General features: G+C 62.1%; 23 protein-coding genes. 13 read left to right on the top strand and 10 right to left on the bottom strand.

Annotation, left to right across the window (positions count from 1 at the left end; translation table 11 throughout):
* The first annotated feature begins 7 nt into the window (after nt 1-7).
* The 3 genes from ACFPB1_RS20885 to ACFPB1_RS20875 all read left to right on the top strand — a co-directional run bounded on the left by ACFPB1_RS20885 (nt 8) and on the right by ACFPB1_RS20875 (nt 3325).
* Nucleotides 8-862: a DegV family protein gene (locus ACFPB1_RS20885; protein WP_379228031.1), complete on the top strand. Its 855-nt coding sequence runs from the start codon at nt 8-10 to the stop codon at nt 860-862.
* 10 nt (nt 863-872) lie between these two features.
* Nucleotides 873-2921 carry an ATP-dependent DNA helicase RecG gene (gene recG / locus ACFPB1_RS20880; RefSeq protein ID WP_379228030.1) on the top strand — a complete coding sequence of 683 codons (2049 nt, stop codon included), beginning with the start codon at nt 873-875 and terminating at the stop codon, nt 2919-2921.
* 116 nt (nt 2922-3037) lie between these two features.
* Entirely contained in the window at nt 3038-3325 is a 288-nt protein-coding gene (locus tag ACFPB1_RS20875; RefSeq protein ID WP_379228029.1) for a stage VI sporulation protein F, read from the top strand.
* A gap of 71 nt (nt 3326-3396) precedes the next feature.
* On the opposite strand, the gene ACFPB1_RS20870 is transcribed toward ACFPB1_RS20875, so the two are convergent.
* Complete coding sequence (locus ACFPB1_RS20870) at nt 3397-4074, bottom strand: SOS response-associated peptidase (protein ID WP_379228027.1); 678 nt, start codon at nt 4072-4074, stop codon at nt 3397-3399.
* 143 nt (nt 4075-4217) lie between these two features.
* On the opposite strand from ACFPB1_RS20870, the gene ACFPB1_RS20865 reads away from it, so the two are divergent.
* A complete protein-coding gene (locus ACFPB1_RS20865) occupies nt 4218-5531 on the top strand; it encodes a DUF2515 family protein (RefSeq protein ID WP_379228026.1) in 1314 nt (437 codons plus the stop codon).
* 67 nt (nt 5532-5598) lie between these two features.
* On the opposite strand, the gene mtnB is transcribed toward ACFPB1_RS20865, so the two are convergent.
* The 8 genes from mtnB to ACFPB1_RS20825 all read right to left on the bottom strand — a co-directional run bounded on the left by mtnB (nt 5599) and on the right by ACFPB1_RS20825 (nt 13789).
* Entirely contained in the window at nt 5599-6246 is a 648-nt protein-coding gene (gene mtnB / locus ACFPB1_RS20860) for a methylthioribulose 1-phosphate dehydratase (protein WP_379228025.1), read from the bottom strand.
* A 3-nt stretch (nt 6247-6249) separates the two neighbouring features.
* Nucleotides 6250-6915 (bottom strand): 2-hydroxy-3-keto-5-methylthiopentenyl-1-phosphate phosphatase, encoded by a 666-nt coding sequence (locus ACFPB1_RS20855; protein WP_379228024.1) that lies wholly within the window; start codon nt 6913-6915, stop codon nt 6250-6252.
* 23 nt (nt 6916-6938) lie between these two features.
* The gene (locus tag ACFPB1_RS20850) at nt 6939-8168 is read right to left on the bottom strand and encodes a 2,3-diketo-5-methylthiopentyl-1-phosphate enolase (protein WP_379228023.1); all 1230 of its coding nucleotides are present in this window, start codon (nt 8166-8168) and stop codon (nt 6939-6941) included.
* Nucleotides 8165-9046 carry a pyrroline-5-carboxylate reductase gene (gene proC / locus ACFPB1_RS20845; RefSeq protein WP_379228022.1) on the bottom strand — a complete coding sequence of 294 codons (882 nt, stop codon included), beginning with the start codon at nt 9044-9046 and terminating at the stop codon, nt 8165-8167. The genes ACFPB1_RS20850 and proC overlap by 4 nt, the downstream gene beginning before the upstream one ends.
* Before the next feature lie 172 nt (nt 9047-9218).
* Nucleotides 9219-10466 (bottom strand): glutamate-5-semialdehyde dehydrogenase, encoded by a 1248-nt coding sequence (locus ACFPB1_RS20840; protein WP_379228021.1) that lies wholly within the window; start codon nt 10464-10466, stop codon nt 9219-9221.
* Nucleotides 10467-10519: 53 nt separating this feature from the next.
* On the bottom strand, nt 10520-11635 hold the full coding sequence (proB, locus tag ACFPB1_RS20835) for a glutamate 5-kinase (protein WP_379228020.1): 1116 nt from the start codon (nt 11633-11635) through the stop codon (nt 10520-10522).
* A gap of 431 nt (nt 11636-12066) precedes the next feature.
* Nucleotides 12067-13257 carry a pyridoxal phosphate-dependent aminotransferase gene (locus tag ACFPB1_RS20830; RefSeq protein WP_379228019.1) on the bottom strand — a complete coding sequence of 397 codons (1191 nt, stop codon included), beginning with the start codon at nt 13255-13257 and terminating at the stop codon, nt 12067-12069.
* Nucleotides 13258-13342: 85 nt separating this feature from the next.
* Nucleotides 13343-13789: a hypothetical protein gene (locus ACFPB1_RS20825; protein ID WP_379228018.1), complete on the bottom strand. Its 447-nt coding sequence runs from the start codon at nt 13787-13789 to the stop codon at nt 13343-13345.
* 156 nt (nt 13790-13945) lie between these two features.
* Here ACFPB1_RS20825 and ACFPB1_RS20820 point away from each other — a divergent pair, with 156 nt between their 5' ends.
* The gene (locus tag ACFPB1_RS20820) at nt 13946-14743 is read left to right on the top strand and encodes a carbon-nitrogen family hydrolase (protein ID WP_379228017.1); all 798 of its coding nucleotides are present in this window, start codon (nt 13946-13948) and stop codon (nt 14741-14743) included.
* A 10-nt stretch (nt 14744-14753) separates the two neighbouring features.
* Here ACFPB1_RS20820 and ACFPB1_RS20815 read toward each other — a convergent pair whose 3' ends face one another.
* Entirely contained in the window at nt 14754-15653 is a 900-nt protein-coding gene (locus tag ACFPB1_RS20815) for a LysR family transcriptional regulator (protein WP_379228016.1), read from the bottom strand.
* A 170-nt stretch (nt 15654-15823) separates the two neighbouring features.
* Between ACFPB1_RS20815 and leuC the strand changes: the two genes are divergently transcribed.
* From leuC to ACFPB1_RS20775, 8 genes are all read left to right on the top strand, one after another.
* Entirely contained in the window at nt 15824-17245 is a 1422-nt protein-coding gene (gene leuC / locus ACFPB1_RS20810) for a 3-isopropylmalate dehydratase large subunit (RefSeq protein WP_379228015.1), read from the top strand.
* Between the two features lie 26 nt (nt 17246-17271).
* Nucleotides 17272-17865, top strand: coding sequence for a 3-isopropylmalate dehydratase small subunit (gene leuD, locus ACFPB1_RS20805; RefSeq protein WP_379228014.1), 594 nt, complete (start codon nt 17272-17274; stop codon nt 17863-17865).
* 191 nt (nt 17866-18056) lie between these two features.
* On the top strand, nt 18057-19553 hold the full coding sequence (locus ACFPB1_RS20800) for an N-acetylmuramoyl-L-alanine amidase (protein WP_379228012.1): 1497 nt from the start codon (nt 18057-18059) through the stop codon (nt 19551-19553).
* A 10-nt stretch (nt 19554-19563) separates the two neighbouring features.
* Nucleotides 19564-20229 carry a GerMN domain-containing protein gene (locus ACFPB1_RS20795; protein ID WP_379228011.1) on the top strand — a complete coding sequence of 222 codons (666 nt, stop codon included), beginning with the start codon at nt 19564-19566 and terminating at the stop codon, nt 20227-20229.
* Nucleotides 20230-20245: 16 nt separating this feature from the next.
* Nucleotides 20246-22957, top strand: coding sequence for an S-layer homology domain-containing protein (locus ACFPB1_RS20790; RefSeq protein ID WP_379228009.1), 2712 nt, complete (start codon nt 20246-20248; stop codon nt 22955-22957).
* A gap of 190 nt (nt 22958-23147) precedes the next feature.
* Nucleotides 23148-23798 (top strand): endonuclease III, encoded by a 651-nt coding sequence (nth, locus tag ACFPB1_RS20785; RefSeq protein WP_379228060.1) that lies wholly within the window; start codon nt 23148-23150, stop codon nt 23796-23798.
* A 41-nt stretch (nt 23799-23839) separates the two neighbouring features.
* Nucleotides 23840-24106, top strand: coding sequence for an NAD/NADP transhydrogenase alpha subunit (locus ACFPB1_RS20780; protein WP_090635853.1), 267 nt, complete (start codon nt 23840-23842; stop codon nt 24104-24106).
* Nucleotides 24107-24155: 49 nt separating this feature from the next.
* The coding region (locus ACFPB1_RS20775; protein ID WP_379228008.1) for a dynamin family protein at nt 24156-25694 on the top strand (1539 nt) is incomplete at its 3' end.

The raw sequence follows: 25694 nt of genomic DNA, 5'->3' as shown, positions 1-25694 counted from the left end.
GCATCGCATGAGCGGGGTTAAAATCGTAACGGACAGCACCGCCGATATCCCGAAACGGGTCAGAGAACAATACGGCATCGAGATGGTTCCGCTGAAGGTCATGTTCGGCGAAGAGTCGTTCCTGGACGGCATCTCGCTGACCAACGAGCAATTTTACACGCGGCTTGCCACTTCGGCAGCGCTGCCGACGACGTCGCAGCCGTCGCCCGTGGAATTCACGGAAACGTACGAACGACTGAGCAAGCAATATCCGGATTCGCCCATCATTTCGATTCATCTATCTTCCATGCTCAGCGGTACGTACCAATCCGCACTCCTCGGCTCGACGATGATGGATACGCCGGCCGACGTCACCGTCATCGATTCCCGGTCCGTCTCCTACGGGCTGGGCATGCTCGGGGTGAAAGCCGCCGAGATGGCGGCCGCCGGCGCTTCGAAGGACGAGATTCTCGCCGCGATCGACGCGATGCGGAAGGACATGAACTTGTATTTCTTCCTCGATACGCTGGAGTATCTCCAGAAGGGCGGCCGGATCGGCAAAGCCGCTGCGCTGTTCGGCTCGATTCTGAACATCAAGCCGATCCTGACGATCGATCGAGAGGGCGAAGTGTCGCCGGTCGACAAAGTGCGCGGCACGAAGAAGGCCATGCAGCGCATCGTCGACCTGTTCAAGGCGGAGTACGGCGACGATCCGATCGACATGACGGTCGGCTGGACGCACAAGCGCGAGCACGCGCTCGAATTGGCCGCGCTGGCACAAGGCCAGCTGAACGTGCGCAACATCAGGCAGACGGACATCGGCGCGGTTATCGGCACGCATGCCGGCGCCGGGGCCGCGGCCTTATTTATTACGCGAGTGTGAGGTAATGGGGATGAAGCTGGATCAAATACCGGTCCGGCAAATGAAAGGCGTGAGCGCTCAGAAGGAACAGGAGCTTCACGCCTTTGGCGTTCATACGATCGCGGATTTGCTGGACTATTTTCCGTTTCGCTACGAGGATTATCGCATTCGGACGCTGGGGGAGACGAAAGACGGCGAGAAAGCGACCGTAGAAGGCAAAATCATGGGCAATCCGGTGCTGCAGCGTTATGGCCGGGCGAAATCGCGGCTGACGTGCAAGATCGCCGTGGACGGCTTGCTGGTGACGGCCGTCTGGTTCAACCGGCACTTCCTGCAGGATCAGCTCGTGCCCGGGCGGGACATAATCCTGACCGGCAAATGGGAGCAGCGACGGCTGCAGATCACGGTGTCGGAATCGGAATTTCCCGATAAAGGCACGGCACGATCCGGCACGCTGCAGGCGGTATATTCCATCGGCGGGAGTATTACACAGACGTGGATCCGGAAGCTGATCGCGCAGGCGCTGCAGCAGTATGGCGATATGGTCGAGGAGATTCTGCCGGCCGTGCTGGTGGACAAGCATGGCTTCATGCCGAGGCGGGAAGCCGTGCGGCATCTTCATCTGCCGGAGGCCATTGCCCAAGGGCAGGACGCGCGGCGCCGGCTCGTGTACGAAGAGTTGTTCCTATTCCAGCTGAAGCTGCAGGCGTACCGCTCGCTGAACCGCAAACGGATGGACGGCATCGCGCACGTCGTCGACGCGGAGTCGATCCGGGCGTTCTCGCGGACGCTGCCATTCGAGCTGACGGACTCGCAGAAGAAGGTCGTGAACGAGATCCTGATCGACATGCGCTCGCACGCGTGCATGAACCGGCTGCTGCAGGGCGACGTCGGCTCCGGCAAGACGGTCGTGGCCGCCATCGCGCTGTTCGCCACGTTCAAGGCCGGCCATCAGGGCGCCTTGATGGTGCCGACGGAAATCCTGGCGGAGCAGCATTACCGTTCGCTGCAGAAGCTGCTGGGGCCGGCGGGCATGCAGGTCGCGCTGTTGACCGGCAGCCTGACGGAGAAGAAGCGGCGCGAGGTGCTGGCCGGCTTGCAGATGGGGTTGATCGACGTCGTCGTCGGCACGCAGGCAATCATTCAGGAAGGCGTCTTTTTCCGCAGCCTCGGTCTCGTCGTCACGGACGAGCAGCACCGGTTCGGCGTGAACCAGCGCAGCGTGCTGCGGCGCAAGGGGCTGAATCCCGATGTGCTGACGATGACGGCGACGCCGATTCCGCGGACGCTCGCGATCACGGCGTTCGGCGACCTCGACGTGTCGACGCTGCGGGAGCGCCCGCACGGACGCAAGCCCATCCAGACGAACTGGGTAAAGCACGGCATGCTGGACCGCGTGCTCGGTTTCGTTCGCCGCGAGGTGGAGGGCGGCCGGCAATGTTACTTCATCTGTCCGCTGATTGAGGAATCGGACAAGCTGGACGTGCAGAACGCGATCGACCTGCATGTTCAAATCCAGCAGGCGTTCCCGGATTTGCACGTCGGGCTGCTGCACGGCCGGCTGTCCGCCGCCGAGAAGGACGAGGTCATGCGCGCCTTCGCTGCGAACGAAACCCATGTCCTCGTGGCGACGACCGTCGTGGAGGTCGGCGTCGACGTGCCGAACGCGACGCTCATGGTGATCATGGACGCCGAGCGCTTCGGGCTGTCGCAGCTGCATCAGCTGCGCGGCCGCGTCGGCCGGGGCGGCCACCAGTCGTACTGCGTGCTGATCGCCGATCCGAAGTCGGAGCTCGGCCGCGAACGGATGAAGATTATGACGGAAACCGACGACGGCTTCGAGGTGTCGCGGCGCGATTTGGAGCTGCGCGGACCGGGCGATTTCTTCGGAACGAAACAGAGCGGGGTGCCAGACTTTAAGCTCGCCGACATGGCTGCGGATTTCGCGGTGCTGGAGGCGGCGCGGGACGACGCGGCGGAGCTGACGGCAGGCGCGGATTTCTGGAGGGAAGCGCCGTATGCGCGGCTGAGGGACATCCTGCGCAAGGAGCAACTTTTTCAGGGGGAGCTGTTGGACTAGTTTTTATTGGGAATGCCCCGGCATATAGTACATCTATACGAGGTTTTCGGAGGTCAGCCGTGCTTTGCTCGCGGGGGCTGGCTTCTTGAAGCTGGACGGAGGTGCTGTAACCGGACATGAACTACACAAAATTCGGCATACGCCCGGAGCTGGTCGAGCGCATCAAATTCAAAATGAAAAACCCGGTCATCAAGGACCGGATTAAAATGCTGCTGAACGGCGTGAACAAATACGATTTGCAAGATCGTACGAAGGTCCGCAAGCTTGTCCGCACGGCGGCCGGCATCATGCATGAAAACTTGACCGAGCAGCAGGAGGAGCAAATCATCGCGTTCGTCCTTGCGCAGAAGATCGATCCGAACAATACGCTGCACTTGATTCGCCTATGGGCGATGTTCCGCTGATCCTCCGGGATCGGCGTTTTTTTTCGGCTTTGCCATTCGGAGTTGACATTCGCTTTGTCATTCGGCTCGGGTCAGCCGTACGACGCGAGCGGGGCGATGCAGCTCTCGTCGTCCTTGGCGACGCTCCCGACCTGTGCGCCGACCGGGTAGGCCTCGAGCAGCTCGGACGGGAACGGGCGCAGCAGACGGTTCAGCGCCGCGCTGCCTTGCTCGGAGCGGTCCAGCCACGTCGCCTCGTCCTCAGGGTGCAGAATGACCGGCATGCGGTTGTGGATCGGCGTCATGAGCTCATTGGGCGTCGTCGTCAGCACGGTGCAGGTGCTCAGCTTGATGCCGTCGGGGGATACCCACGTGTCGTAGAGGCCAGCCATGCTGAACAGCTTCCGGTCGCGCCGGACGATGCGCATCGGCTGCTTGCGTCCTTCCTCCTGCCGCCATTCGTAGAAGCCGTCGGCCGGTATGACGCAGCGCTTGCGCTCCATCAGCTTGCGGAACGCCGGCTTCTCCCAGACCGTTTCGGAACGGGCGTTGATCATTTTGGCGGCCAGCTTCGTTGTTTCGGCCCAGGAAGGGACCAAGCCCCACTTCAGCTCGCCGAGCCGGTTCTTCTCGCCGTCGTGGATGACCGCGAGCACCATTTGGCCCGGCGCGACGTTGTATTTGGGCCGGTAAGGCGCGTTCGAGTCGGATATCCAGTAATGGAGCAGCAGCTCCTCGAGCGTAACGGTGATCGTATAGCGTCCGCACATGGCGTTCATACCTCCTCCCGTACCGAAACGGCACGTGTTTGCATAGCTTTAGTATACTACAACGGCTAAGCGAAGGTGGAGCGGCCCATACTAATCCATAACGGTACAGCGGGATGAAAGGAACGGAAGGAGGGCGATCGGCGATGACGTTACATTGGCCGAGCCGCGGCAAGCCGTCGCTGCTCGGATGGCTGCTGCACGCGCTGCGGCTTCTCCGCGATTACGCGGCGCATAAGCGGGAATCGCGCGCCGTCTCGCACGACTTGGCGGCGCATGCGCTGCCGGCCGTCATTCGCCGGGAGTCGGCGCAGGAGCTGTTCGCCGCGCTGGACCGCGCCGCCTCAGCCTCCTCGGGCGCCGCGGCGGAGCCCGAAGAAGCGGCCGGCCCCGGTTTATCGGACGAGGATCGCGCGCTCATTCACCGGATCCGGCACGAAACCGAGCTCGCCAATGTGAACAACGTCACGCGGACCGAAGCGTACCGCGCGGTGTACCATCGGCAGCCGGAGCTGCACTGGGCGCTGCTCGCGCACGTCGTCTCCCGCAACGGCGGCTGGAACATGACGGATTTACAGGGCGAGCTGCTGCCGGAGCTGCTGGACGAGGAGAACCGTCTGCACACGTTCATTCTGCTGGAGCGGATCAACGCGCTTATCTTCCACGACGCCTACCCGCAGCTGCTGCTGTACGAGGCTTCCCTTCGGGAAGGCCGCGACTTGTCGGCGCTCCTGCCGGCGTTCGGCGTGTCGCGCTTCATGCCGCCCGTCTGGGCGCAGTATTGGGAGCGCCGCGATCCCGTGCTGCTGACGACCGCGCTCATCGTGAACGAGCAGCACGTCATCGAGGCGCCGCTTGTGCAGAGCGATTATTTTCAGGCGCACGTGACGAAACGGCTGCCGTTCCTGATGCAGATCCCGCTGCAGACGAACACGGTCGTCCTGCCGTACGGCTCGCCGCTCGACGCCGGGGGCGGGATGCAGCTGGCGGGACTGGTGCTGGAGCAGTTCGGCAGCCTGCACGAGCGGATCGAATTCGGCAAACGGCTCTACGCCATTCTGCTGCGCGTGCCGGAGGTGATGCAGGGCGTGCTCGCATTCGTCCGCGGGGTCCATCATACGGGCTCCCGCGCAGATTACGCGCCGCATCTGTTCGCGAAGGAGCGCGAGGCCCAGGGCCGGGACGCCGCGTACGAAGAACGGCTGGCCGGCTGCAGCCTGATCCCGGGCGGGAAGAAGCTGCTCAGCCCCGAGCTGGGCGCCGCGTGGCCGAACGTGCCCGTGTCCATACCGAAGCGTTGCGATTGGCTGCAGGACCCGGCGGCCGTCCGGGGCTACTTCGAGGAGCTGCCGCTGCCGGCTGTTTTCGAAATCACGTTCGAGCACTGCCTGGCGTTCAATAAGCTGGAGCTCGCCGTGCAGGCGAAGCAGCGGTTCGGCGGCAACAGCAAAAGGCGATAAGCACAGCTGACCGGTCAGCTCGCTTATCGCCTTTTTGAATTGCATGGGGACGCGCCAGCCCGAAGGATTAACGGCGGTGCAGCAGCTCCCAGCGGTACACGTATTCGAAGAGGAATTCGAACGCCTCGAGATGGCGTTTCGCCTCGAAGGCGTTGGCGCCCCAGGCATAGATGCCGTGCTTGCGCAGCATGATGCCCGGAATGCGCTTGTCGAGCCGCTCCGTCACTTCCGGCACGATGCTCGGAATATGGGCGAAGTTGGAGACGATCGGAATGTCGATGTGCGCTTCTTCGTCCCAGATGTTGAATGCTTTAATCAGCTCCACGCCGTCGACGGGAATCGATTTGCGTTCCCAGAACAGCTCGGAGACGAGGTTGTTGAACACCGTATGGACGTGGAAAATCGCGCCGCAGCCCGTCAGCCGGTAAATCTCGCAGTGGATGAGCGTCTCGGCCGACGGCTTCAGGCTCGTCGTCTCACTCGGCTTGCCTTCGCGGTCGACGAAGAGAAAGTCCTCCGGTGTCGACAAGGACTTGTCCTTGCCGCTTGCTGTAATGGCGAATTGGAAGTCGTCCGGCGCGAATTCGCCGACGCGGACGGACAGGTTGCCGCTCGTGCCGGGGAACCAGCCGCGGTCAGCGAAGAGGCGCTTCACGTCGGTCAGCTCGGCGAGCGCGCGTTGTTTCGTTTCGAGAGAAAGGGATGCAAAGGACATCGGTTAACGTGTCGCCTCCTGCAGCTTCAATTGGTCGATGACGTCGTGGAACGTCTCGTATTCGTGGCACGGCAGCCCTAGCTCCGCGCACTTCTGCGTCAGGTGGGAACGGGCGAAGACGGTGTCGACGAGCTTCGCGCCTTCGAAATCGGTCACGCTGTCCCCAATCAGGATGCGCTCGTACCGGTCCGCCGGGAACCGGTTGATGATCGTCTTCTTGCACATGCCGCATTTCGTCGTGCAGTCCGGGCCGCACGGATGCGGCCAGGTGATCTCGATGAACGCGCCGCTGAAGTCGCTGCCGTTGCAATAGATATGGTCTTCCGGAATGCCGAACGGCGCGAGCAGCGGATAGACGAAGAAATCGATGCCGCCGCTCGTCACATAAAAGTCGATGCCGTTGTCCTTGCAATACTGCAGCAGGTCGGCAAAGCCGGCCCGAATGCGCGCGTTTGAGATCGCGTAGTCGACGACCTCGCGCTTCATGGACGTCGGAAGCAGGCGAAACAGCTCGCCGACGCCCTGCTTGATGGATTTCGCTTGGCTGACGATCGCGTTCACGATCGCTTCCCAGCCCGGCGGGTTGAAATGGCGGATAATCGCCACGATGTTGTCGTTCTCGGTAATGGTGCCGTCAAAATCGCAGAAGATGACGCGCTGCTTGTTCATGGTCGTCGCTCCTTCGTTCATCGTCATGCTTGCTTATATCCCCAGCTGTCGATCGCCGTGCGAAGCGCCTCGTTGCCCGGCTGCGCGGCCGCGTCCGGCAGGGATACGCCGGCCAGCGTCGCGTCGATGGCTTGGCGGAACGCGCGGCCGCCGGCGGCCGTGCCCATCGGATGGCCGTGAATGCCGCCGCCCGCGTTGACGACGACGTCGGTGCCGAAGTCATGCAGGATGAGGGGCACGAGGCCGGGGTGGATCCCCGCGGACGGCACCGGGAAGCTTGTCCGGACCGGCACAGCCGGATCGAGCAGGGCGGCCTGCACGGCCAGGTTCTCTTCCCGCGGCATGACGACGGAGCCATACGGGGACGGGAAGAGCGCCAGGTCCGCGCCGGCGAGGCGCATGAGCTTGCCGAGCAGCAGCGGCGCCGCGATGCCGTAATGCGGCGACGGATAGAAAGCCCCCGCCATCGCCGGGTGGGCGGCGATCGGCACGTTAATCTCCGGATCGGCGCTCAGCTCGTGCAGGACGTCGAAGCCGTACGCCAGCACGTTGAAGAGCAGGGCGTTGGCGCCGGAGGCGATCGCGAGCTTCGCCTGCGAAGCGAGCTTCGACGTCGGCCCGGTCAGGTTCACGGCGTAGAGCAGCTTCTGGCCGGTCTCGGCTTCCGCCTGTTGCGCGGCTTCCATGCACGCCTCGACGCGCTTCTGCAGCGGCGTCAGCGGGTTCTCGAACAGGATTTCGTCATCCTTGATCAAGTCGACCCCGCCGAGGGCCTGCTTATAAAACTGCTCGCGCAGGTTCGGCAGGTCGTGGCCGATGACGGACTTGAAAATGCTCATCAGCAGCGGGCGCTCTTGGATGCCGAGCTGCTCGCGAATGCCGTCCATGCCGAACTTCGGCCCCGGGAACGCGGACAGAAAGCCGGACGAGAAGCCCAGATCGAGCAGCTTGATGCGGCCGTCCATGGACAGCTTGCCGAAGACGGTGACGAGCAGGGCGGGCAGGTCGCGGCTGAAATTGACGTCCGGATAGGCGATGACGATGTCCGCGTAACGCGTGCCAGGTTCCGCGCCGTCATGCTCCGTGACGGACACGACACGGCCCAAATGCTGCTCCATCTCGGCTTTGCGCGCTTCCGGCAAGTCGGTCCAGCTGCCGACGGTCAGACCGACGGCGATGCCGAGCGCTTTCTTCTGAAAATCGGCGTGATCGTCGTAGCAGCGATACGTCGCCGTGCAATAGGATTGGTTCATGATTTCGCATTCCTTTCGATTTCGGCTCCCATTTCCACGGCCCTTGCAGACGCCCGGGCGATTGCGGCCTCGACCGCCTCCGTGAACCGGAAAGCGGCGAATACCTCGATCGCCGCCTGCGTCGTGCCGTTCGGGGAGGTGACTTTGCGGCGCAGCTCGGCAGGATCTTCGCCCGTGGCTTTCACCATGTGGGCTGCACCTAGTATGGTTTGGATCGTCAATTCGCGCGCGGCTTCCTCGGTCAGGCCGAGCTTGGCGCCGGCGGCGATCATGGCTTCCATCATGTAATAGATATAGGCCGGTCCGCTGCCGGACAGCCCGGTTACGGTTTCCAGCATCGGCTCATCCACGACCGCAGTCAGGCCGACGGCCTGGAACATCGCGTCGGTCAGCCTGCGCTGCGCGTCAGTGGCCGAAGACGAGAAGCTGATGCCCGTGGCGCCGAGGCCGATCGTGCAGGAGGTATTCGGCATCGTCCGGGCAATCGGCATCGGCTTTTCGAGCAGCGTCTCCAGCGTGGCGATCGTCATGCCCGCGATGAGCGAGACGACGAGCTGGCCGGGATGAAGCAGGTCGCGCACGCCGCGGATCGCGTCGGCGGCGTCCTTCGGCTTCATCGCCAGGAAGACGATATCGGCTTCGCGGAGCATCGTTTCTTTATCGCCGCCGGTGACGGCGCCGTTAATGCCGTACCGGTCGTTGAGCTCGCGCATGCGTTCGGCGTTTTGCCGGTTCATCATGCTGATGCGGGTCGGCTCGGTCAGGCCGCGGTCCAGCAAGCCGCGCACGAGCGCTTCGGCCATGGAGCCCGCGCCGTAGAAGCACAGGTTCATCGTTTGAATGTCCGGCGCGATGCCGGATGAGGAAAGTATCGTCATGATCGCCGTAAACCTCCTTCTAGTAACGGATGGCCCGCATCGTCTCCCTGCGGATTTCATCCGGAGCGGAAGGGAGCACGCGCAGCATTGAACGTCGCATGCCGGCCGATTCGCTTGTGCCATCAGAATGCTGCATGCAAAGCTCGCGCTTTGTACGCCTGCCACTCTGCTTTTAGTTCCTGACTTGACCGCTGCCGTATACGCGGAATTTGGTGGACGTCAGCGCTGGCAGGCCCATCGGGCCGCGCGCGTGCAGCTTCTGCGTGCTGATGCCGATCTCGGCGCCGAAGCCGAATTCGAAGCCGTCGGTGAAGCGGGTCGACGCGTTGTGATAGACCGCGGCCGCGTCGACCCGCTGCATGAACGCCGCCGCGTTCGCCTCGTCATCGGTGACGATGGATTCGGAATGCATCGTGCCGAACCGGGCGATATGCGCGAGCGCCTGCTCCAGCCCGTCGACGACGCGGATGTTCAGGATGTAATCGTTATACTCCGTCGCGTAATCCGCATCGGCCGCCGCCGCGGCTTCCGGCACGAGCGCGCGCGTCCGTTCGCAGCCGCGGAGCTCGACGTTCGCGGCGCGGAACCGGTCCGCCAGCGCCCGCAGGTGCTGCTCCGCGAAGTCTTCGTGGACCAGCAGCGTCTCCATGGCGTTGCAGACGGACGGACGCTGTACCTTGGCGTTGAAGGCGATGTCGGCCGCCATCTCGTATGCGGCGCTCGCGTCGACGAACGTATGGCAAATACCCGCGCCGGTCTCGATGACCGGCACCGTCGCATTCTCGACGACGTTGCGGATCAGCGCCGCGCCGCCGCGCGGAATGACGACGTCGAGCAGACCGTTCAGCTTCAGCATCTCGTCGACCGACGCGCGGGCAGGATCCTCCACGAGCTGCAGCGCGTCGGGCGGGAGGGCCGTGCCGGCCAATGCGCCGCGGAGAACGCCGACGATCCGGCGGTTGGATTCCAGCGCGGCGGAGCCGCCGCGGAGCACGACGGCGTTGCCGGTCTTGAGGCACAAGGCGGCGGCGTCCACGGTCACGTTCGGCCGCGCTTCGTAGATCATGCCGATGACCCCGAGCGGCACGGAGATCTTCTCGACCAGCAGGCCGTTCGGACGCTGGAACGATTCCAGCGTCAGGCCGACCGGATCGGCCAGCGTTTCCACCTGGCGCAGCCCTTCGGCAATGCCCGCGATGCGCGCCGGCGTCAATGTCAGGCGGTCGAGCAGCGATTCGCTTGTTCCGTTCCCGCGGCCGCGCTCGAGATCGAGCGCGTTGGCCGCGATGATCGCGTCCTGCTCCGCGAGGAGCGCATCCGCCATGACGAGGAGCGCTTCGTTCTTCTGCGCCGTCGTCAGGCGATTCATGAGTTGCGCGGCCTTTTTGGCCAGCGCGGCCTTCTCGCGCACTTCGCTCATCGTTTACCCCTTCTTTCGCTATACTATTCCTTACGTACGAACCGTCCAAGCATTTACGCTTTCAGCGTGACCCATTCGTCCCGGTGAATGACTTCCATGCGGGCGACCTCGACCCGTCTGCGCACTTCCTCGGAGCTGAGACCCGCGGCCGCCTGCGCCTGCCAGGCGGCGTAATTGACGACGCCGCGCCCGAGCGTCTCGCCCCGCAGATTGCATACCTCGACGACGTCGCCGGGGTGAAAATCGCCTTCGATCGCCCGGATGCCGGCGGGGAGGAGGCTCTTGCCTCCGAGCAGCAGCGCGCGCTCGGCTCCTTCGTCCACCAGGATGCGGCCCTGCGGCATGGAATGGAACCCGAGCCACTGCTTCTTCATCGGCAGGTTGTGCAGGCTCGTATCGAAATACGTCCCGCGCCCGTTGCCTTCGACGGCGAGAATCAGATCGCCGGGCTCGACGACGCGGCCGATGAAGGCGGGGATGCCCCCGCGCATCGCGATGCGGGCGGCCTCGATCTTGGAACGCATGCCGCCGGTGCCGACGCTCGAGCCCGCGCCGCCGGCGATGCTTAAGATGTCGTCCGAGATCTGGTCGACGCGCTCGATGCGGCGCGCGGCGGGATTTTTCCGCGGATCCTCGGTGTACAGGCCGTCCATGTCCGTGATGATGACGAGCCGCTTCGCTTTCACCATGTTGCCGACCAGCGCCGAAAGCGTGTCGTTGTCGCCGAACTTAAGTTCGTCCGTGGATACCGTGTCGTTCTCGTTGATGATCGGCACCATGCGCTGCTTCAGCAGCTCTTCGATGGTCAGCTGCGCGTTCTGGATCCGCCGGCGGTTGGAGAAGTCGGCGCGCGTGAGCAAAATCTGCGCCACGCCGATCCCGCCGCCCGCGCCGTGCGAGGCGAAGGCCTCTTGATAGGCCTGCATGAGCAGCGCCTGCCCGACGGCCGCGGCTGCCTGCTTCTCGTGCACGATCTTCGGCCGCGCCGCGTAGCCGATCTTGCGGAAGCCGGCCGCCACGGCGCCGGACGTTACGAGCAGCACCTGCCGGCCGGATTCGTGCAGCGACGCGAGCTCGCGTGCGAAGAACGCGATTCGCTCGCGGTTCAGGCCGCCTTCCTCGGACGTCAGCGAGCTGCTGCCGATTTTGACGACGATCGTATCTGTCATGTGCGCTCAAACCTTTCTCAAGGAATGGACTGCAATGCGGCAAAACAAAAAACTTCCGCCCTCTGTAATGACAAAGGACGAAAGTTCGACTTCCGCGGTACCACCTTTATTAACGGCCTCGCCGTTCCAGCGGACTGGAAGGGAGCCGTTCGGCTTAAAGACCTGATAACAGCAGGCCGCTGTCCGACTCGTCGCCGGCCGTTCAGGGGTGGGTTTCTGCAGCAGGCGCGGTAAATTCTCGCAGCAAGCGAATTTACTCTCTGATCGCGTCGCGGATTGCATACTTAGCCCCGTCAAGACGTTGATTTGTGTGAAATTAAAGCTAGCATACCATGTTAGCCGCCGGCCTGTAAAGCGACCGGAGGCGCGCCGTTGCGGGCACGGCATAAAAAAAATCGCCCGAACGTTCGTTCAGGCGATGAAACGGGCCGTTAGCCGAACAAGCCCAGCCGGCCGATCCGGCGAACCGCTTCGGCCAGCCGCTCTTCGGAGGCGAGCAGCCCCAGCCGCACGTAGCCTTCGCCGTGCGTGCCGAAGCCGATGCCCGGCGCGAGGACGACGTCAGCCTGCTCCAGGACGCGGTCCGCGAACGACGCCGACGTGAAGCCCTTCGGCACCGGCAGCCAGCAAAAGAACGAACCGCTCGGCTTGCGGCTTTCCCAGCCGATCTCGTCCATGGCGGCGAACAGCGCGTCGCGGCGGCTTTCATACGTGGCGGCCAGCTCCGTCACGCACTGCTGCGGACCGGTCAGCGCCGAGGCGGCGGCGGCTTGGATGCCGCCGAACAGGCTGCAGTAGTAGTGGTCTTGAATCAGGTTGATCAACGAGACCACTTCCGGGTTGCCGAGGGCGAAGCCGACGCGCCAGCCGGCCATATTGTATGTCTTTGACAGCGTGTAGAATTCGACGCCGACTTCCTTGGCGCCCGGCGTCTGCAGGAAGCTGACCGGCGCCTTGCCGTCGAAGCCGATCGCCCCGTAAGCGAAATCGCTCGCGACGACGATGCCGTGCTTCGCGGCGAATTCGACGGTGCTCGCGTAGAAGTCCGAACCCGCCGTAGCTCCGGTCGGATTGTTCGGGTAATTGATGAACATCAGCTTCGCTTTGTCGGCGACGCTGGCCGGCACCGCGCCGTAATCCGGCAGGAAGCCGTTGCTTTCCAAGAGCGGCATATACTCCATGGTGCTGCCGGCCAGCGCGACGCCGGACCAATAATCCGGGTAGCCGGGATCCGGCACGAGGCAGACGTCGCCCGGGTTCAGCAGGCATTGGCTGATCTCGATCAAGCCGGTCTTGCCGCCGAAGAGAATCGCGACTTCCTTCTCGGGATCGAGGTCGACGCCGTAATCTTCCTTATACCGCTGCGCGACGGCCTGCTTCAAGAACGGAAAGCCGCTGAACGGCGGGTACTTGTGGTACAGCGGATTCGGCGCGGCTTCCTGCAGCGCCTCGACGATATGCGGCGGCGTCGGGCGATCGGGATTGCCTTGGCCGAGATTGATGATGTCGCGCCCTTTGGCGGCCTGCGCGTTCGCCTTGCCGACGAGCGCAGCAAAAAACTGAGCCGGCAGACCGGTCATCCGGATTGCCGGCGCGATTCGAAATGGTTGTGTGCGTTCCATCTTTCTCCTCCACCCTTATTCTATGCTTTAATGTAGCATACGAGTCGAATAAGTGTCGAGCACGTGCGGTCCGGCGAGCCGGGCGCTACAGATCCATCGCCTTCAGGAACGGTTTGATGTTTGCTTTGAATTTCAGCAAATAAGGCTTGCGGTTCTCGTCGAAAATAAGCAGCAGCTGCGGTTTTTTCGGGCAGTAGAACAGGAAGACGTCCTGCGTCGCGACCTGTTCCGCGCCGGCTTTTACCGAGGTCGGCTCGTCGAGGGGAATGCGGAACACGTACCCGCATTTGTCCTCGGCCTGCAGCTTCGGCGACAAGCCGGTGACGCCTTTCAGCCACGACTTCGCATACCCCTGAAACTCAGGGCCGTTCGGCACCGTCTTGACGACTTTGCCGGCGACGACGTCGAACGCCTGCACGGGACGCTGGTCCGGCATATGATGGTCAGCGGCGTTCGCGAAGGCGGACAGGGGGAATGCCAAACAAAGCAAAAGGCCGAAGAGGGCGACGATTTTCAAACTTCGCATTTTCATGACAAGGGCTCCTTTGGCGAGCATGGATTTCGTTTCGTTGTTACGGTACCCATCTTGACAGCGAAGCATGAGACGTTATGATTAGGTAAAAACTGCGCGGAAGCCCTATCGCGGCGATATTCGCGCGGCAGGCATGGGAAACGGGAGGCAATGGGAATGAACGGAACGACATTGAAGGTAGCCTTGGTGCAGATGCACGTGGACGCGGGCGAGCCTGACGCGAATTACGAACGGGTCGCGCGCAAGCTGGAGGAAGCGGTCGGCGGGGAGGAGAAGCCGGAGCTGATCGTGCTGCCCGAGATGTGGAACACGGGCTACGCGCTGCAACGCATCGAAGACATCGCGGACCGGGACGGGGAACGCGCGAAGGCGCTGCTGTCCGCGTTCGCGAGAACGCATGCCGTCCGGATCCTCGGCGGCTCGATCGCGGAGAAGCGGGCGGACGGTGTGTACAACACGACCTACGTCTTCGACGAACGGGGCGAACTGACGGATACGTATTCCAAGATGCATTTGTTCCGGCTGATGGACGAGGAGAAGTATCTGCAGGCCGGCGACCTGCCCGGCACACTGCGCGCCGGCGGGCTCCAAGCCGGCATGATGATCTGCTACGACCTCCGGTTTCCGGAGCTCGCGCGCAAGCTGGCCCTGGGCGGCGCGAAGGCGCTGTTCGTGCCGGCGCAATGGCCGAATCCGCGGCTTCACCATTGGCGGACGCTGCTCACGGCAAGGGCGATCGAGAACCAAATGTACGTCGTCGCCTGCAACCGCTGCGGCGCGAGCGGCGATACGACGTTTTTCGGCCATTCCATGATCATCGATCCGTGGGGCGAGATCGTCGCCGAAGCCGGCGAGGAGGAGACGATCCTGCGCGGCGGGATCGATCCGGCGCTCGTCGAGGCGGTGCGCGCGAAAATCCCCGTGTTCGAGGACCGCAGGCCGTCGTTGTATTAGTCCATTCGGGTCAGCCGAAATGCTCCTCGGCGGTCACGTTCAGCGTGGCGATGAATGCTTCGGCCGCTCTCGACAGATAGCGGCCTTTGCGGCTGGCGATCACGAGCGTCCGCGTCGGCTTCGGGGCGGCGAATGATAGATAGGCCGGCGCCAGCTCGCCGTCGGCGGCCCGCATCAGCATCTTGGGCACGAACGTGATGCCCATGCCCGCGGCCACGAGCGACTGCACGGTCTCGATGTTCGTGCTCTCGAACACGACGCGCGGCTCGAAGCCGGCGCGCTCGCACGTTTCCAGTACGATCTGGCGGAAGCCTTGGCCTTTCTTCAGCACGATGAACGGCTCCGCGCGCAGCTCGCCGACGCGGACCGGCGTCGTCCGTTTCGCCAGCGGGTGGCCGGGAGGGACGGCCAGGATGATTTCTTCCTCCAGGATCGGAAGCCATTCCAGCGACGGCTCGTGCAGCGGCAGCGCGAGCAGGCTGAGGTCGGTCTGGCCGCTGGCCGTCAGCTGCTCCAGCTTGGACGGCGTGTCTTCCACGAGCACCACTTCGATTTCGGGATAGCGGCGGTTGAAGATCGGCAGAACGATCGGGAGCACGTGGGAGCCGGTAATCGAGAGGCAGCCCACGACGAGCTTGCCTTTGCGCATGTGCGCGAGGTCGTCCAGCTCCTGCTTCAGCTGCTCGACGCTGTCGAGAATGCCTTCCGCCTTCTCCACGAACACGGCGCCGGCATGCGTCAGCTCGACGGAGTTGGTCGTCCGCCGGAAGAGCAGGACGCCGATCTCCTTCTCCAGCTTGGACAGCTGCTGGCTGAGGGACGGCTGGGCGATATGCAGCTTCTCGGCGGCGCGCGAGAAATTTTTCTCCTTGGCGATTTGAATGACGTATTGAAGCTGGCGAAGTTCCAAGATGAGCACTTCCTTTCATGGACGATGTCCGTTACGGTCATTATAGGCCGTACCTATTGCTTTTATAGATATTATATCTTGGATCAATGAAGAAAGAAATGCTATGATAACTGCAAGGATTTCATAGAAAGCGCAACCGCACTTATGAGACTATGATAGAGGTGAGTTCAATGACGAAAAGAACGATGTTTGAGAAAATTTGGGATAACCACGTCATTCATGCCGAAGCCGGCAAGCCGAGCGTTATTTATATCGACCTGCATCTCGTGCACGAAGTCACGTCTCCGCAAGCCTTCGAAGGCCTTCGCATGACGGGCCGCAAGGTTCGCCGTCCCGAATTGACGTTCGCGACGATGGACCACAACGTGCCGACGAAGGACCGCTACAACATCACCGATCCGATCTCCAAGCAGCAGATCGATACGCTGACGCAAAACTGTAAGGATTTCGGCGTGACGCTGTACGACCTCGACACGATCGACCAAGGCGTCGTGCACGTCATGGGTCCCGAGCTCGGGCTGACGCATCCGGGCAAAACGATCGTCTGCGGCGACAGCCACACATCCACGCACGGCGCGTTCGGCGCGCTGGCGTTCGGCATCGGCACGTCCGAGGTCGAGCACGTGCTGGCGACGCAATGCCTGCAGCAATCCAAAGCGAAGACGATGGAAGTCCGCTTCGTCGGCAGCCGCAAGCCTGGCGTTACGGCGAAGGACTTGATCCTCGGCGTCATCGCCAAATACGGCACCGACTTCGGCACGGGCTACGTCATGGAATACACCGGCGAAGCGATTCGTTCGCTGTCGATGGAAGAGCGCATGACCGTCTGCAACATGTCCATCGAAGCCGGCGCCCGCGCGGGTCTGATCGCGCCGGACGAGACGACTTTCAACTACCTGAAGGGCCGCGAACACGCGCCGCAGGGCGCAGCGTTCGACCGTGCCGTCGCCGCCTGGAAAGAGCTGGCGACCGACGAAGGCGCGACGTTCGATAAAGTCCTCGAGTTCGACGTCGATTCGCTCATTCCGCAAGTAACCTGGGGCACAAGCCCGGGCATGGGCACCGATATCACGAAGAGCGTTCCGGTTCCGGCCGAGCTGCCGACGGAAAACGAACGCAAAGCGGCCGAGAAGGCGCTGGAATACATGGGCCTGACGCCGGGCACGCCGATGAGCGAGATTGCCATCGACTACGTCTTCATCGGCTCCTGCACGAACGGCCGGATCGAAGACCTTCGCGCCGCCGCCGAAATCGCGCGCGGCTATAAGGTAAGCGACCGCGTCACCGCGATCGTCGTGCCGGGCTCCGGACGCGTCAAGCTGCAAGCCGAGAAGGAAGGCCTCGACAAAGTGTTCACAGAAGCGGGCTTCGAATGGCGCGACGCGGGCTGCTCCATGTGCCTCGCGATGAACCCGGACGTACTTGAGCCGGGCCAGCGCTGCGCGTCGACGTCCAACCGGAACTTCGAGGGCCGTCAAGGCCGCGGCGGACGCACGCATCTCGTATCGCCGGCCATGGCCGCGGCAGCCGCGATCATGGGCAAATTCACGGACGTCCGCGACTGGAAAATCAAGTCCGAAGTGCTGAACTAACGGGAACGAGAGAGGAGCCAACTAACATGGAAGCATTCAAACAACTGACGGGAATCGCCGTTCCTGTGGACCGCGTGAACGTCGATACGGACGCCATCATTCCGAAACAATTCCTGAAGCGCATCGAGCGCAGCGGCTTCGGCCAATTCCTGTTCTTCGAATGGCGCTGGGACGAGAAGGGCAACGTCATCGAGTCGTTCAGCCTGAACCAGCCGCGCTACAAGGGCGGAGAAGTGCTGCTCTCCCGCGCCAACTTCGGCTGCGGTTCCTCCCGCGAGCACGCGCCTTGGGCGATCCTCGACTACGGGTTCAAGGTCGTCATCGCGCCGTCGTTCGCGGACATCTTCTACAACAACTGCTTCAAGAACGGCATCCTCCCGATCAAGCTGAGCGAGGAGCAGGTGGAAGAGCTGTTCCAGCGCACGGCGAAGACGGAAGGCTACAAGCTGTCGGTCGACCTGGAAAACAAAACGATCACGGATGACCAAGGCCTGAACATTCCGTTCGACCTCGACGAGCACCGCCGCCAATTCCTGCTGCTCGGCCTGGACGATATCGGCCTCACGCTGCAGCACGAAGACAAAATCGCCGCCTACGAAGCGAGCCGCGCCGCGTACTAAGCCGGCTCGGACGGCGTTTCGTTTCACCGGAAGACCCCGGCATTTTTGCCGGGGTCTTCTATTGTCGTTTTCTTTAGCTACATTTTTCCTATAAACGCAACTTTTTCTGACAAGCCGCGTCTAATGTACGTCTGTAAGCATCGTCTTGTACGAGCTGCTTCAAGGCGAAAAAACAGTCATTGAGGTGAAAGATGAAGAAGTTTGTAACCGCTGTTTTGCTGTTGTCGTTTCTCATCACATTGTTTCCGGTTCTTGCGGGAGCAGCGGAAGCACCGAAGCTTTATCTGAATGGCAAACAACTGTCGAGCAGCGCGGAACCGAAGAACGTGAACTCCCGAATCTTCGTTCCGATTCGTACCGTGACCGAAGGGCTCGGCTACGACGTCGACTGGAAATCGCCGAACGTCACGATTTCGAACGGCAGCACCATTGTTGTCCTGACGATCGGCAGCAAGACGGCCGTCGTCAACGACCGGGAAGCCGTGCTTGACGCGCCGGCGATGATATCGTCGAGCTCGACGTACGTCCCTCTCCGTTTCGTAGGCGAGCAGTTCGGTTTAGATGTGTATTGGGATGCCGAAACCCGCTCCGTACATATGTATTCAAAGCTCGTGGATACACCTCCTCCGGCTGATTCCGGCGGCGGCAATCCGGCGCCTGGCGACGGCACCGGCGGCTCGGGCCAGCCCGGTACGAATCCCGGCACCGGCGGCGGGGCCACCATTCCGTCCACCGACGAAAAGGCGCTTCTCAAATCCATTACGTACGACGGACTCGGCAGCATTTACCTGCCGTACGAAGGCGAATTCGACGGCGTGCAGACGCAGGTGCTCCATAACACGGAGCGGATTGTCATCGATCTGCCGTACATGAATTTCGACCCGTACTTCATGCCGGGCTTCCTGCCGTCAACGAACGGGACCAAGCTCGGGGAAATGCTGATCGATTCCCATCCGACGCTGCAGAAGGTCCGTTATTCGTATTATTCGGACAAGCCGTCGACGATTCGCGTCGTGCTCGACCTGTCCGCGCCGACGAACTTCAAGGTAACGAACGAAGACCATGTCGTGCGCATCGACGTGCTCGAGCAAACCGGTCCGGCCGTCGATCCGCCGCCGGTGACGCCGCCGGACAGCAAGCCGGGCGACGGCTTGTTCAAGGTTGTGCTGGATGCCGGCCACGGCGGCAAAGACCCGGGCGCTTCGAGCGTGAACGGCCGCAAGGAGAAGGAATACAATCTGGCGATCACGTTGAAGGTGATGGCGCTGCTCGACCAGGAACCGAAGATCAAACCGTATCTGACCCGCTCGGACGATACGTTCGTCGAGCTCGCCGACCGAGCGAATTACGCCAACAAGCTGCCCGCGGACATTTTCGTTTCATTCCACGCGAATATGGCGACGTCCGGAACCGCAAGCGGCTCCGAAACGTATTACTGGCGTTCGGACAGCCTCGCGCTCGCGAAGGTGATGCACAAGCATCTGGTGGCGGGAACCGGGTTGAAGGACCGCGGCGTCCGTACCGGCAATTACCACGTCATCCGGGAAACGACGATGCCTGCGGTTCTGCTCGAGGCGGGTTATCTCTCGAACGGCACGGACAGCGCCGTGCTGTACAACAGCGCGAAGCAGGACAAGATCGCCAAAGAAATCGTGGCGGGCATCAAAGAATATTTGAAGATCGGCTAGGAGGATGCAGATGAAGCGACAGATGACGAAGACGGTCGTGCTGGCATTCATAGCGGCTGCCACGATCGCATCCCTCAGCGCTTGCGGCAGCAAAGAGCAGCCGCTCCAGAACGGCGGGACAAGCAACCAGAATCAATCGGCGACGGAGGGCGGCGGCAATGCCGGCGCGACGACCGATAACGGAAGCGCGGCCGGCGGCGCCGCGAATGCCGGTAACGGCGCGGGGAACGCGACGACGGGAAGCGGGGGCGGCGCCAGTGAGCCTGCCGACGCGGCGGTCGAGAAGGAGCAGGCGGATATTTCCGTCTATTACACGGACGACCAGATGATCGACCTGCACGCGCAGAAGACCCGAATCGAATACGCCGACGACAAGGAGAAGCTGGCCGCGGCGTTCGAGGCCCTTCGGAAGGACAGCGACAAGGGCGAGGCATCCCTGTGGAAGAACGTCGAGCTGTTAAGCGCAAAGCAAGACGGCGGCAATGTGACGCTCGACGTGCATATCCCGGACGAGGCGAGACTCGGGGCGCCCGGCGAACAGCTGGCCGTATCCGCCATCGCGCAAACGTACTTCCAATTCGACGGCGTGACGTCCTTGGACATCCTCGTCGACGGCGAAGCGGTCGAGAGTCTGATGGGGCATGATGATCTGGAGCATCCGATCAAAAAACAATAAAGGGGAGCACGCAGATATGCCGCAAAAAAAATGGGTCAAGCTCGTCTCGTCATTCATGGTATTCTCGCTGCTGACGGGCTTTACGGCGGCGGGCGCCGCATCGGTTCACGCGGACGCGGCGGTCGCGACGACGAAATTCAGCGACGTGCCGGCCGGACATTGGGCCGAGAAGCACATCGCCAAGCTCGCGAGCCAAGGAATCGTCAAGGGAACCAACAGTGCGTTCAAGCCGAACGACAACATCAGCCAGCAGGAAGCGGTCGCGCTCGCGATCCGGTTCATCGGCAAGGAAAGTGAAGTGAAGACGGACGACGCGGTCGTCTTCCCGGAAAATTTCGACGTCAGCACTTATTTCAAACCGTACATCATTCTCGCGTTCCAAGAAGGGCTGTTGAACCGCGACGAAGAGTTCAAGCGGGCAGGCGCGGAACCCGGCACGGCCTGGGGCACCAAGAAGGCGTCCCGCGAATGGATCACCAAGCTGATCGTCAAGGCGATCGGCAAAGAAGAGGCGGCCAAAGGGCTCGCAACCGCGCCGATCTCGTTCAAAGACGGCAACCAAGTCGGAAAAGACTACGCCGGCTACGTCAACGCGGCGGTTCAGCTGCAGCTGATCAAGGGCGTTACGGTCGACAAGTTCGATCCGAAGGGCAGCATCACGCGCGCGGCGATCGCGACGATGTTCAGCCGCGCCGAGGTGCAGTATCCCGTCGCTTACGCCGGTCAATTCACGGCGGTCCTGACGGGCGCCGATAGTTCCTCGCTCAAGCTCTATCAGGACGGTAAAGAGACGTCCGTCGCGCTCGGCGCCGACACGTACGTCTACCGGTTCGATTCGGAGAAGGCGATAACGCTCGACCAGCTGCAGCCAAGCACGAACGTGCTCGTCGTCGCGAGCGGCGGCAAGGCGCTGTACGTCGAACAGCTGGACGACAAGCTGCAAGTCGAGAATATGACGGGCACGTTTGATCGGCTGGTGCCAAGCGAAAGCAAGCTGTGGCTGTGGGTCGACGACGAGCCGGTCGCCGTCAATTACGGCAGCGTCACGAAAGTCACCGACGGCGCGGGCAAGGTCATCCCGGTCACGTCGCTGGCCAAGGACAGCAAGATCGTCGTCGCCCGCGATACATACCGTTCCAAGCCGATCGCGGTATCCATTGCCGTGCAATCGGCGCCGGTGAACGCGACGGGCAGCGGCACGGTCCAAGCGGTGCAAACGACGCCGCCAACGGTGACGATCGCTGACAGCGCGACCAAATCGACGGTCATGTACGGCGTCTCCCCGCAGGCCGACGTCGTGTGGCAGGGACAAATCTTGGACGGCGGCTTGTCGCAGATTCGCGTCGGCGATGCCGTCACGTACGAAGTGAAGGATTCCATCGTGACGAAAATCACGATTACGCAAACGTCGTCGAAGCTGGTGCGCGGCGAGTTTTATTCCGCGAGCAGCGACGGCAGCACGATTCAATACGTGACGAACGCGGGCTCCGCGCAGCAGTCCCTTGAAGCGAAATTCGTCACCCCTTCGGTCGACGTCTCCATCGACGGCCTGACCGGCACGACGATCTCGGATTTGGTTAAAGGCGACGTGCTCGACATTACGCTGAACGACAGCGGGCAAGTGGCCGCGGTCAAAGTCGTGAACCGCAAGGTCAACACACTGCCAGGCGCGACGGTCGTCAGCTACGACGCCGATCTGAAGGCGCTGACGGTCCGGGATACGAGCAACAACCTGGCGTCCGTCTACCTGAGCGACAAGACGAAGCTGGACATGAACGGCACGACGCTGCAGCTGAACGCCGTGGCGTCCCTGCTCGCCAAAGGCAAAAAGATTACGCTCGGCTACACCGAGAACAAAGCCGTCTTCATTCAATTCGTCTACAAATATACGGGCACGGTATCGGCGGTTAACACGAACAACAACTCGATTACGCTGCTGCAAAACGGCTTGGCGGTCACGGTCCCGCTGGACTATCCGTATTACGTCGAAATCGCGGGCAAAACGTCCGCGACGCTTAGCGACGTGAAGGCGGGCGACACGGTGACCGCGCTGCTGAATGCGAATCAAGATAGAGTGTCGACGCTCCAAGTGCAGACCGCCAAGCAGGTCGAGGTCTATTCCGTCGATCTCGTCGGCAAGCGGGTGAAATTCAAAACCGCGGACGGCGCGGTTATGGATTACGCCGCGTCGGCACTGACGCTGACGAATGAAAAGGGCGACAGCCTGGCGCTCGGCAGCATCACGGCAGGGCAGTTCGGCAACCTGTACTTCATGGGACAATCGGTCTCTTCCTTTAAAGCGTTGAACGTCACGGTCGGTCGGATCGCTTCGGTCGCGGCAGACAAGCTGACGGTGACCGATTACAACGGCAATACGGTGACGGTGCCGCTGGGCTCGGCATACTCCGTCGTCAAGAACGGCTCGACCGGCAGCTCCGCCGCCGTGTTGACGGCGGGCGACCGCGTCGAAGTCAAGCCCGACGAGAAGGACCGCCTGTCCATTACCGTCAACGCCGGCATCGCGAAGAAGTTCTGGAAGTACGACGCAAGCACGCGCGTATTGTCCGTCAAACGGGCTAGCCTGACGGACGTGTATACGTACACGGTGCCGGCTTCGGCCAAATTCACGCAGAACGGCTCGGCGATCAGCCTGAGCCAATTGGCCGACGGGGATTCCATCGTGCTCTACTTCTACCGGGACACGCTGGTCGAGATCGCGAAGGTGTAATCGCGTCACAGGTAGAACGATTTGTCCCGGCGTTTTCGCCGGGACAACTTTTTTCTATCAATTCTGTGAAAACCCGCGAAAACATGCCCGTTTCACGCGGTCTGCCGGTTGATTAAAGCGACAATTTTCGCTACACTTTGAAGCGATGGTTCTATTAGGAGTTGAGCGCTAGTTGAAGGCGAAAGAGAAAATGGCTAACGTGCTCGCGGTTATCGGCGAAATGTTCCCGGACGCGCATTGCGAGCTTCATCACAGCAATCCGTTCGAATTGACCATCGCCGTGCTGCTTTCGGCGCAGTGCACCGACGAGACCGTGAATAAAGTCACGGCAACGCTGTTTCAGAAGTACCGGACGCCTGCGGATTATCTGGCCGTCCCCTTGGACGAGCTGGAACAAGATATAAAGAGAATCGGCCTGTACCGCAACAAGGCGCAGTTCATCCAAAAGCTGTGCCGCATCCTGATCGACGACTACGGCGGCGAGGTGCCGCGGGAGCACGAGGAGCTGATGAAGCTGCCCGGCGTCGGGCGCAAGACGGCGAACGTCGTCGTCTCCAACGCGTTCGGCGTGCCGGCGATCGCGGTCGACACGCACGTCGAGCGCGTCTCCAAGCGGCTCGGCTTCGCGAAGCCGGACGATAGCGTGCTCGAGGTGGAGAAGAAGCTGATGCATCTCGTACCGCGCGAGCTGTGGACGGAAACCCATCACCGCTTGATCTTTTTTGGCCGGTACCATTGCAAGGCGCAAAACCCGCAGTGCCCGGTATGCCCGCTGCTAGAAATTTGCAAAGAAGGCAAACAACGTATGAAACCTGCTCCAATCCGAAAGGCTAAGAGCTAGATGCTTTTCCACCCACCCCATACCAAGAAGGATGATTAAACATGAAATGCATTTCCGTGTACACGAAAGACTTTGCGTTGTTTTCCGACATTTACGAACAGATCATGGAGGCGCCGCCGGCCGAAAACGAAGAAATCGTCTTGGAAGGCGTGACGGTCAGCGGAGCGGGCGACGTGCCGGAGCAATATATTGAACGTATGCGGTTGAAGCCGGAATGCGTCGTCATGAAGGAGAAGGAACGCGGCGTGACGATTTTGCAGCATGGCGATGTATTCGAAATTTGCCTGCCGGCCGTACAGCTGGTCTAATAACGGCTCGGTGAGACGTAAGACGGGGAGCAGACAGGGAGAGAGAAACATGAGCCATACGATGGAAAAAACGGCGATCGCCATGGAAACCACGCTGGGGCACATGGCGCCGCTGATGGCGGAGGCGGGAGACGAAGGCGACGCGAAGCGGCTGCTGGAGCTGCGGTCGAAGCTGGACGACGGCCGGCTGACTATTGCGTTCTGCGGCCACTTCTCCGCGGGGAAATCGACGCTGGTCAACCGGATTTGCGGCACGGAGCTGCTGCCTTCGAGCCCGATTCCGACGAGCGCGAACGTCGTTCGCATCCTGAACGGGGAAGCGAAGGCGACGATCCGCAAGCTCGTCGGCGGGCAAGAAACGACGCTGGACGTGCCGATCCAAGACGTAAACGAGTACTGCAAAGACGGCGAGACGGTCGTATCCGTTTCCCTGTCTTACCCCATTCCTCGGCTTGGCGGCCATACGGTGCTGCTGGACACGCCGGGCATCGACTCGACGGACGACGCGCACCGGATGGCGACCGAATCGGCGCTGCATTTGGCGGACGTCGTTTTTTACGTCATGGACTACAATCACGTCCAGTCGGAAATCAATTTCACGTTCGCGAAGCAGCTGAAGGAATGGGGCAAGCCGCTGTACCTGATCGTGAACCAGATCGACAAGCATCGCGAGAGCGAGCTGACGTTCGACGCCTATCGGCAAAGCGTAGACGAAGCGTTCGGGAACTGGCATTTGGAACCGAGCGGCATCGTCTATTTGTCGTTGCGCGAACCGAACCACCCGCACTCGGAATGGACGTCGCTGCTGGCGTTGTTCGAGTCGCTCGCCGGGCTGCGCGGGCCGCTGAACGTCTGCAGCGTCGATGCGTCCGCGCGTCACGTCGTGCGGCTGCACGGCAAAGCGATGGAGGAAGCGGCCGAGGCCGAGCGCGAACGGCTGCTGGCGCAAGCCGGCGGCGAGGCCGAGGCGGAGCGGGTCCGCGCGGAGATCGCGGAACTGGAAGCGCGGCTGCGCAGCATAGAGGACGAAGCGAACGGCTTGCGGACCCGGCTGCGGCTGGATGTCCAGAGCCTGCTGGACAACGCGAACATCATGCCGGCGGCGACGCGCGATCTCGCGCAGTCGTTTCTGGAGAGCCGCAAGCCGGGCTTCAAGGCAGGCCTGCTGTTCGCCGGCGCGAAGACCGCGGCCGAGCAGGAACGGCGGCTGCAGGCGTTTTACCATGATTTCCACGGGCTCGTCCAGGCGGGCATCGAGTGGCATCTGCTCGATCTGTTCCGCCGCGCCGCGGACGGCATCGGCTGGCGCGGCGAAGGGCTGGAGGCGGCGCTGGCGTCGTTCGTGAACGGCTTATGGGACGCCGACCTGCTCGTCACGCACGTCAATGCCGGCGCTACGTTCGGCAGCGCGTACACGATGACGTATACCCGCGAGATCGCCGACGCGGTGAAAGGCATTTACCGCAAGCGCGCGCTGGCGTGGATCGACGCGCTCGGCGACCGGGCCGCGGCGGCGGGCGAAGCGTCCGCCGCGCCGCTGCGCGCGCGGCTGGCGGCGCTCGGCGCGCAAGCCGGCGCGCTCGCGGAG

The sequence above is a fragment of the Paenibacillus sp. GCM10023250 genome, from assembly GCF_042653205.1.
GTDB lineage: Bacteria > Bacillota > Bacilli > Paenibacillales > Paenibacillaceae > Paenibacillus_Z.
This window is presented reverse-complemented; position numbering and strand designations above follow the sequence as displayed.

Bases quoted from the DNA above. Each gene is read 5' to 3' on its own strand.
- ACFPB1_RS20885 (WP_379228031.1), top strand. From the start codon at position 8: ATGAGCGGGGTTAAAATCGTAACGGACAGCACCGCCGATATCCCGAAA.
- recG (WP_379228030.1), top strand. From the start codon at position 873: ATGAAGCTGGATCAAATACCGGTCCGGCAAATGAAAGGCGTGAGCGCT.
- ACFPB1_RS20875 (WP_379228029.1), top strand. From the start codon at position 3,038: ATGAACTACACAAAATTCGGCATACGCCCGGAGCTGGTCGAGCGCATC.
- ACFPB1_RS20870 (WP_379228027.1), bottom strand. From the start codon at position 4,074: ATGTGCGGACGCTATACGATCACCGTTACGCTCGAGGAGCTGCTGCTC.
- ACFPB1_RS20865 (WP_379228026.1), top strand. From the start codon at position 4,218: ATGACGTTACATTGGCCGAGCCGCGGCAAGCCGTCGCTGCTCGGATGG.
- mtnB (WP_379228025.1), bottom strand. From the start codon at position 6,246: ATGTCCTTTGCATCCCTTTCTCTCGAAACGAAACAACGCGCGCTCGCC.
- ACFPB1_RS20855 (WP_379228024.1), bottom strand. From the start codon at position 6,915: ATGAACAAGCAGCGCGTCATCTTCTGCGATTTTGACGGCACCATTACC.
- ACFPB1_RS20850 (WP_379228023.1), bottom strand. From the start codon at position 8,168: ATGAACCAATCCTATTGCACGGCGACGTATCGCTGCTACGACGATCAC.
- proC (WP_379228022.1), bottom strand. From the start codon at position 9,046: ATGACGATACTTTCCTCATCCGGCATCGCGCCGGACATTCAAACGATG.
- ACFPB1_RS20840 (WP_379228021.1), bottom strand. From the start codon at position 10,466: ATGAGCGAAGTGCGCGAGAAGGCCGCGCTGGCCAAAAAGGCCGCGCAA.
- proB (WP_379228020.1), bottom strand. From the start codon at position 11,635: ATGACAGATACGATCGTCGTCAAAATCGGCAGCAGCTCGCTGACGTCC.
- ACFPB1_RS20830 (WP_379228019.1), bottom strand. From the start codon at position 13,257: ATGGAACGCACACAACCATTTCGAATCGCGCCGGCAATCCGGATGACC.
- ACFPB1_RS20825 (WP_379228018.1), bottom strand. From the start codon at position 13,789: ATGAAAATGCGAAGTTTGAAAATCGTCGCCCTCTTCGGCCTTTTGCTT.
- ACFPB1_RS20820 (WP_379228017.1), top strand. From the start codon at position 13,946: ATGAACGGAACGACATTGAAGGTAGCCTTGGTGCAGATGCACGTGGAC.
- leuC (WP_379228015.1), top strand. From the start codon at position 15,824: ATGACGAAAAGAACGATGTTTGAGAAAATTTGGGATAACCACGTCATT.
- leuD (WP_379228014.1), top strand. From the start codon at position 17,272: ATGGAAGCATTCAAACAACTGACGGGAATCGCCGTTCCTGTGGACCGC.
- ACFPB1_RS20800 (WP_379228012.1), top strand. From the start codon at position 18,057: ATGAAGAAGTTTGTAACCGCTGTTTTGCTGTTGTCGTTTCTCATCACA.
- ACFPB1_RS20795 (WP_379228011.1), top strand. From the start codon at position 19,564: ATGAAGCGACAGATGACGAAGACGGTCGTGCTGGCATTCATAGCGGCT.
- ACFPB1_RS20790 (WP_379228009.1), top strand. From the start codon at position 20,246: ATGCCGCAAAAAAAATGGGTCAAGCTCGTCTCGTCATTCATGGTATTC.
- nth (WP_379228060.1), top strand. From the start codon at position 23,148: ATGGCTAACGTGCTCGCGGTTATCGGCGAAATGTTCCCGGACGCGCAT.
- ACFPB1_RS20780 (WP_090635853.1), top strand. From the start codon at position 23,840: ATGAAATGCATTTCCGTGTACACGAAAGACTTTGCGTTGTTTTCCGAC.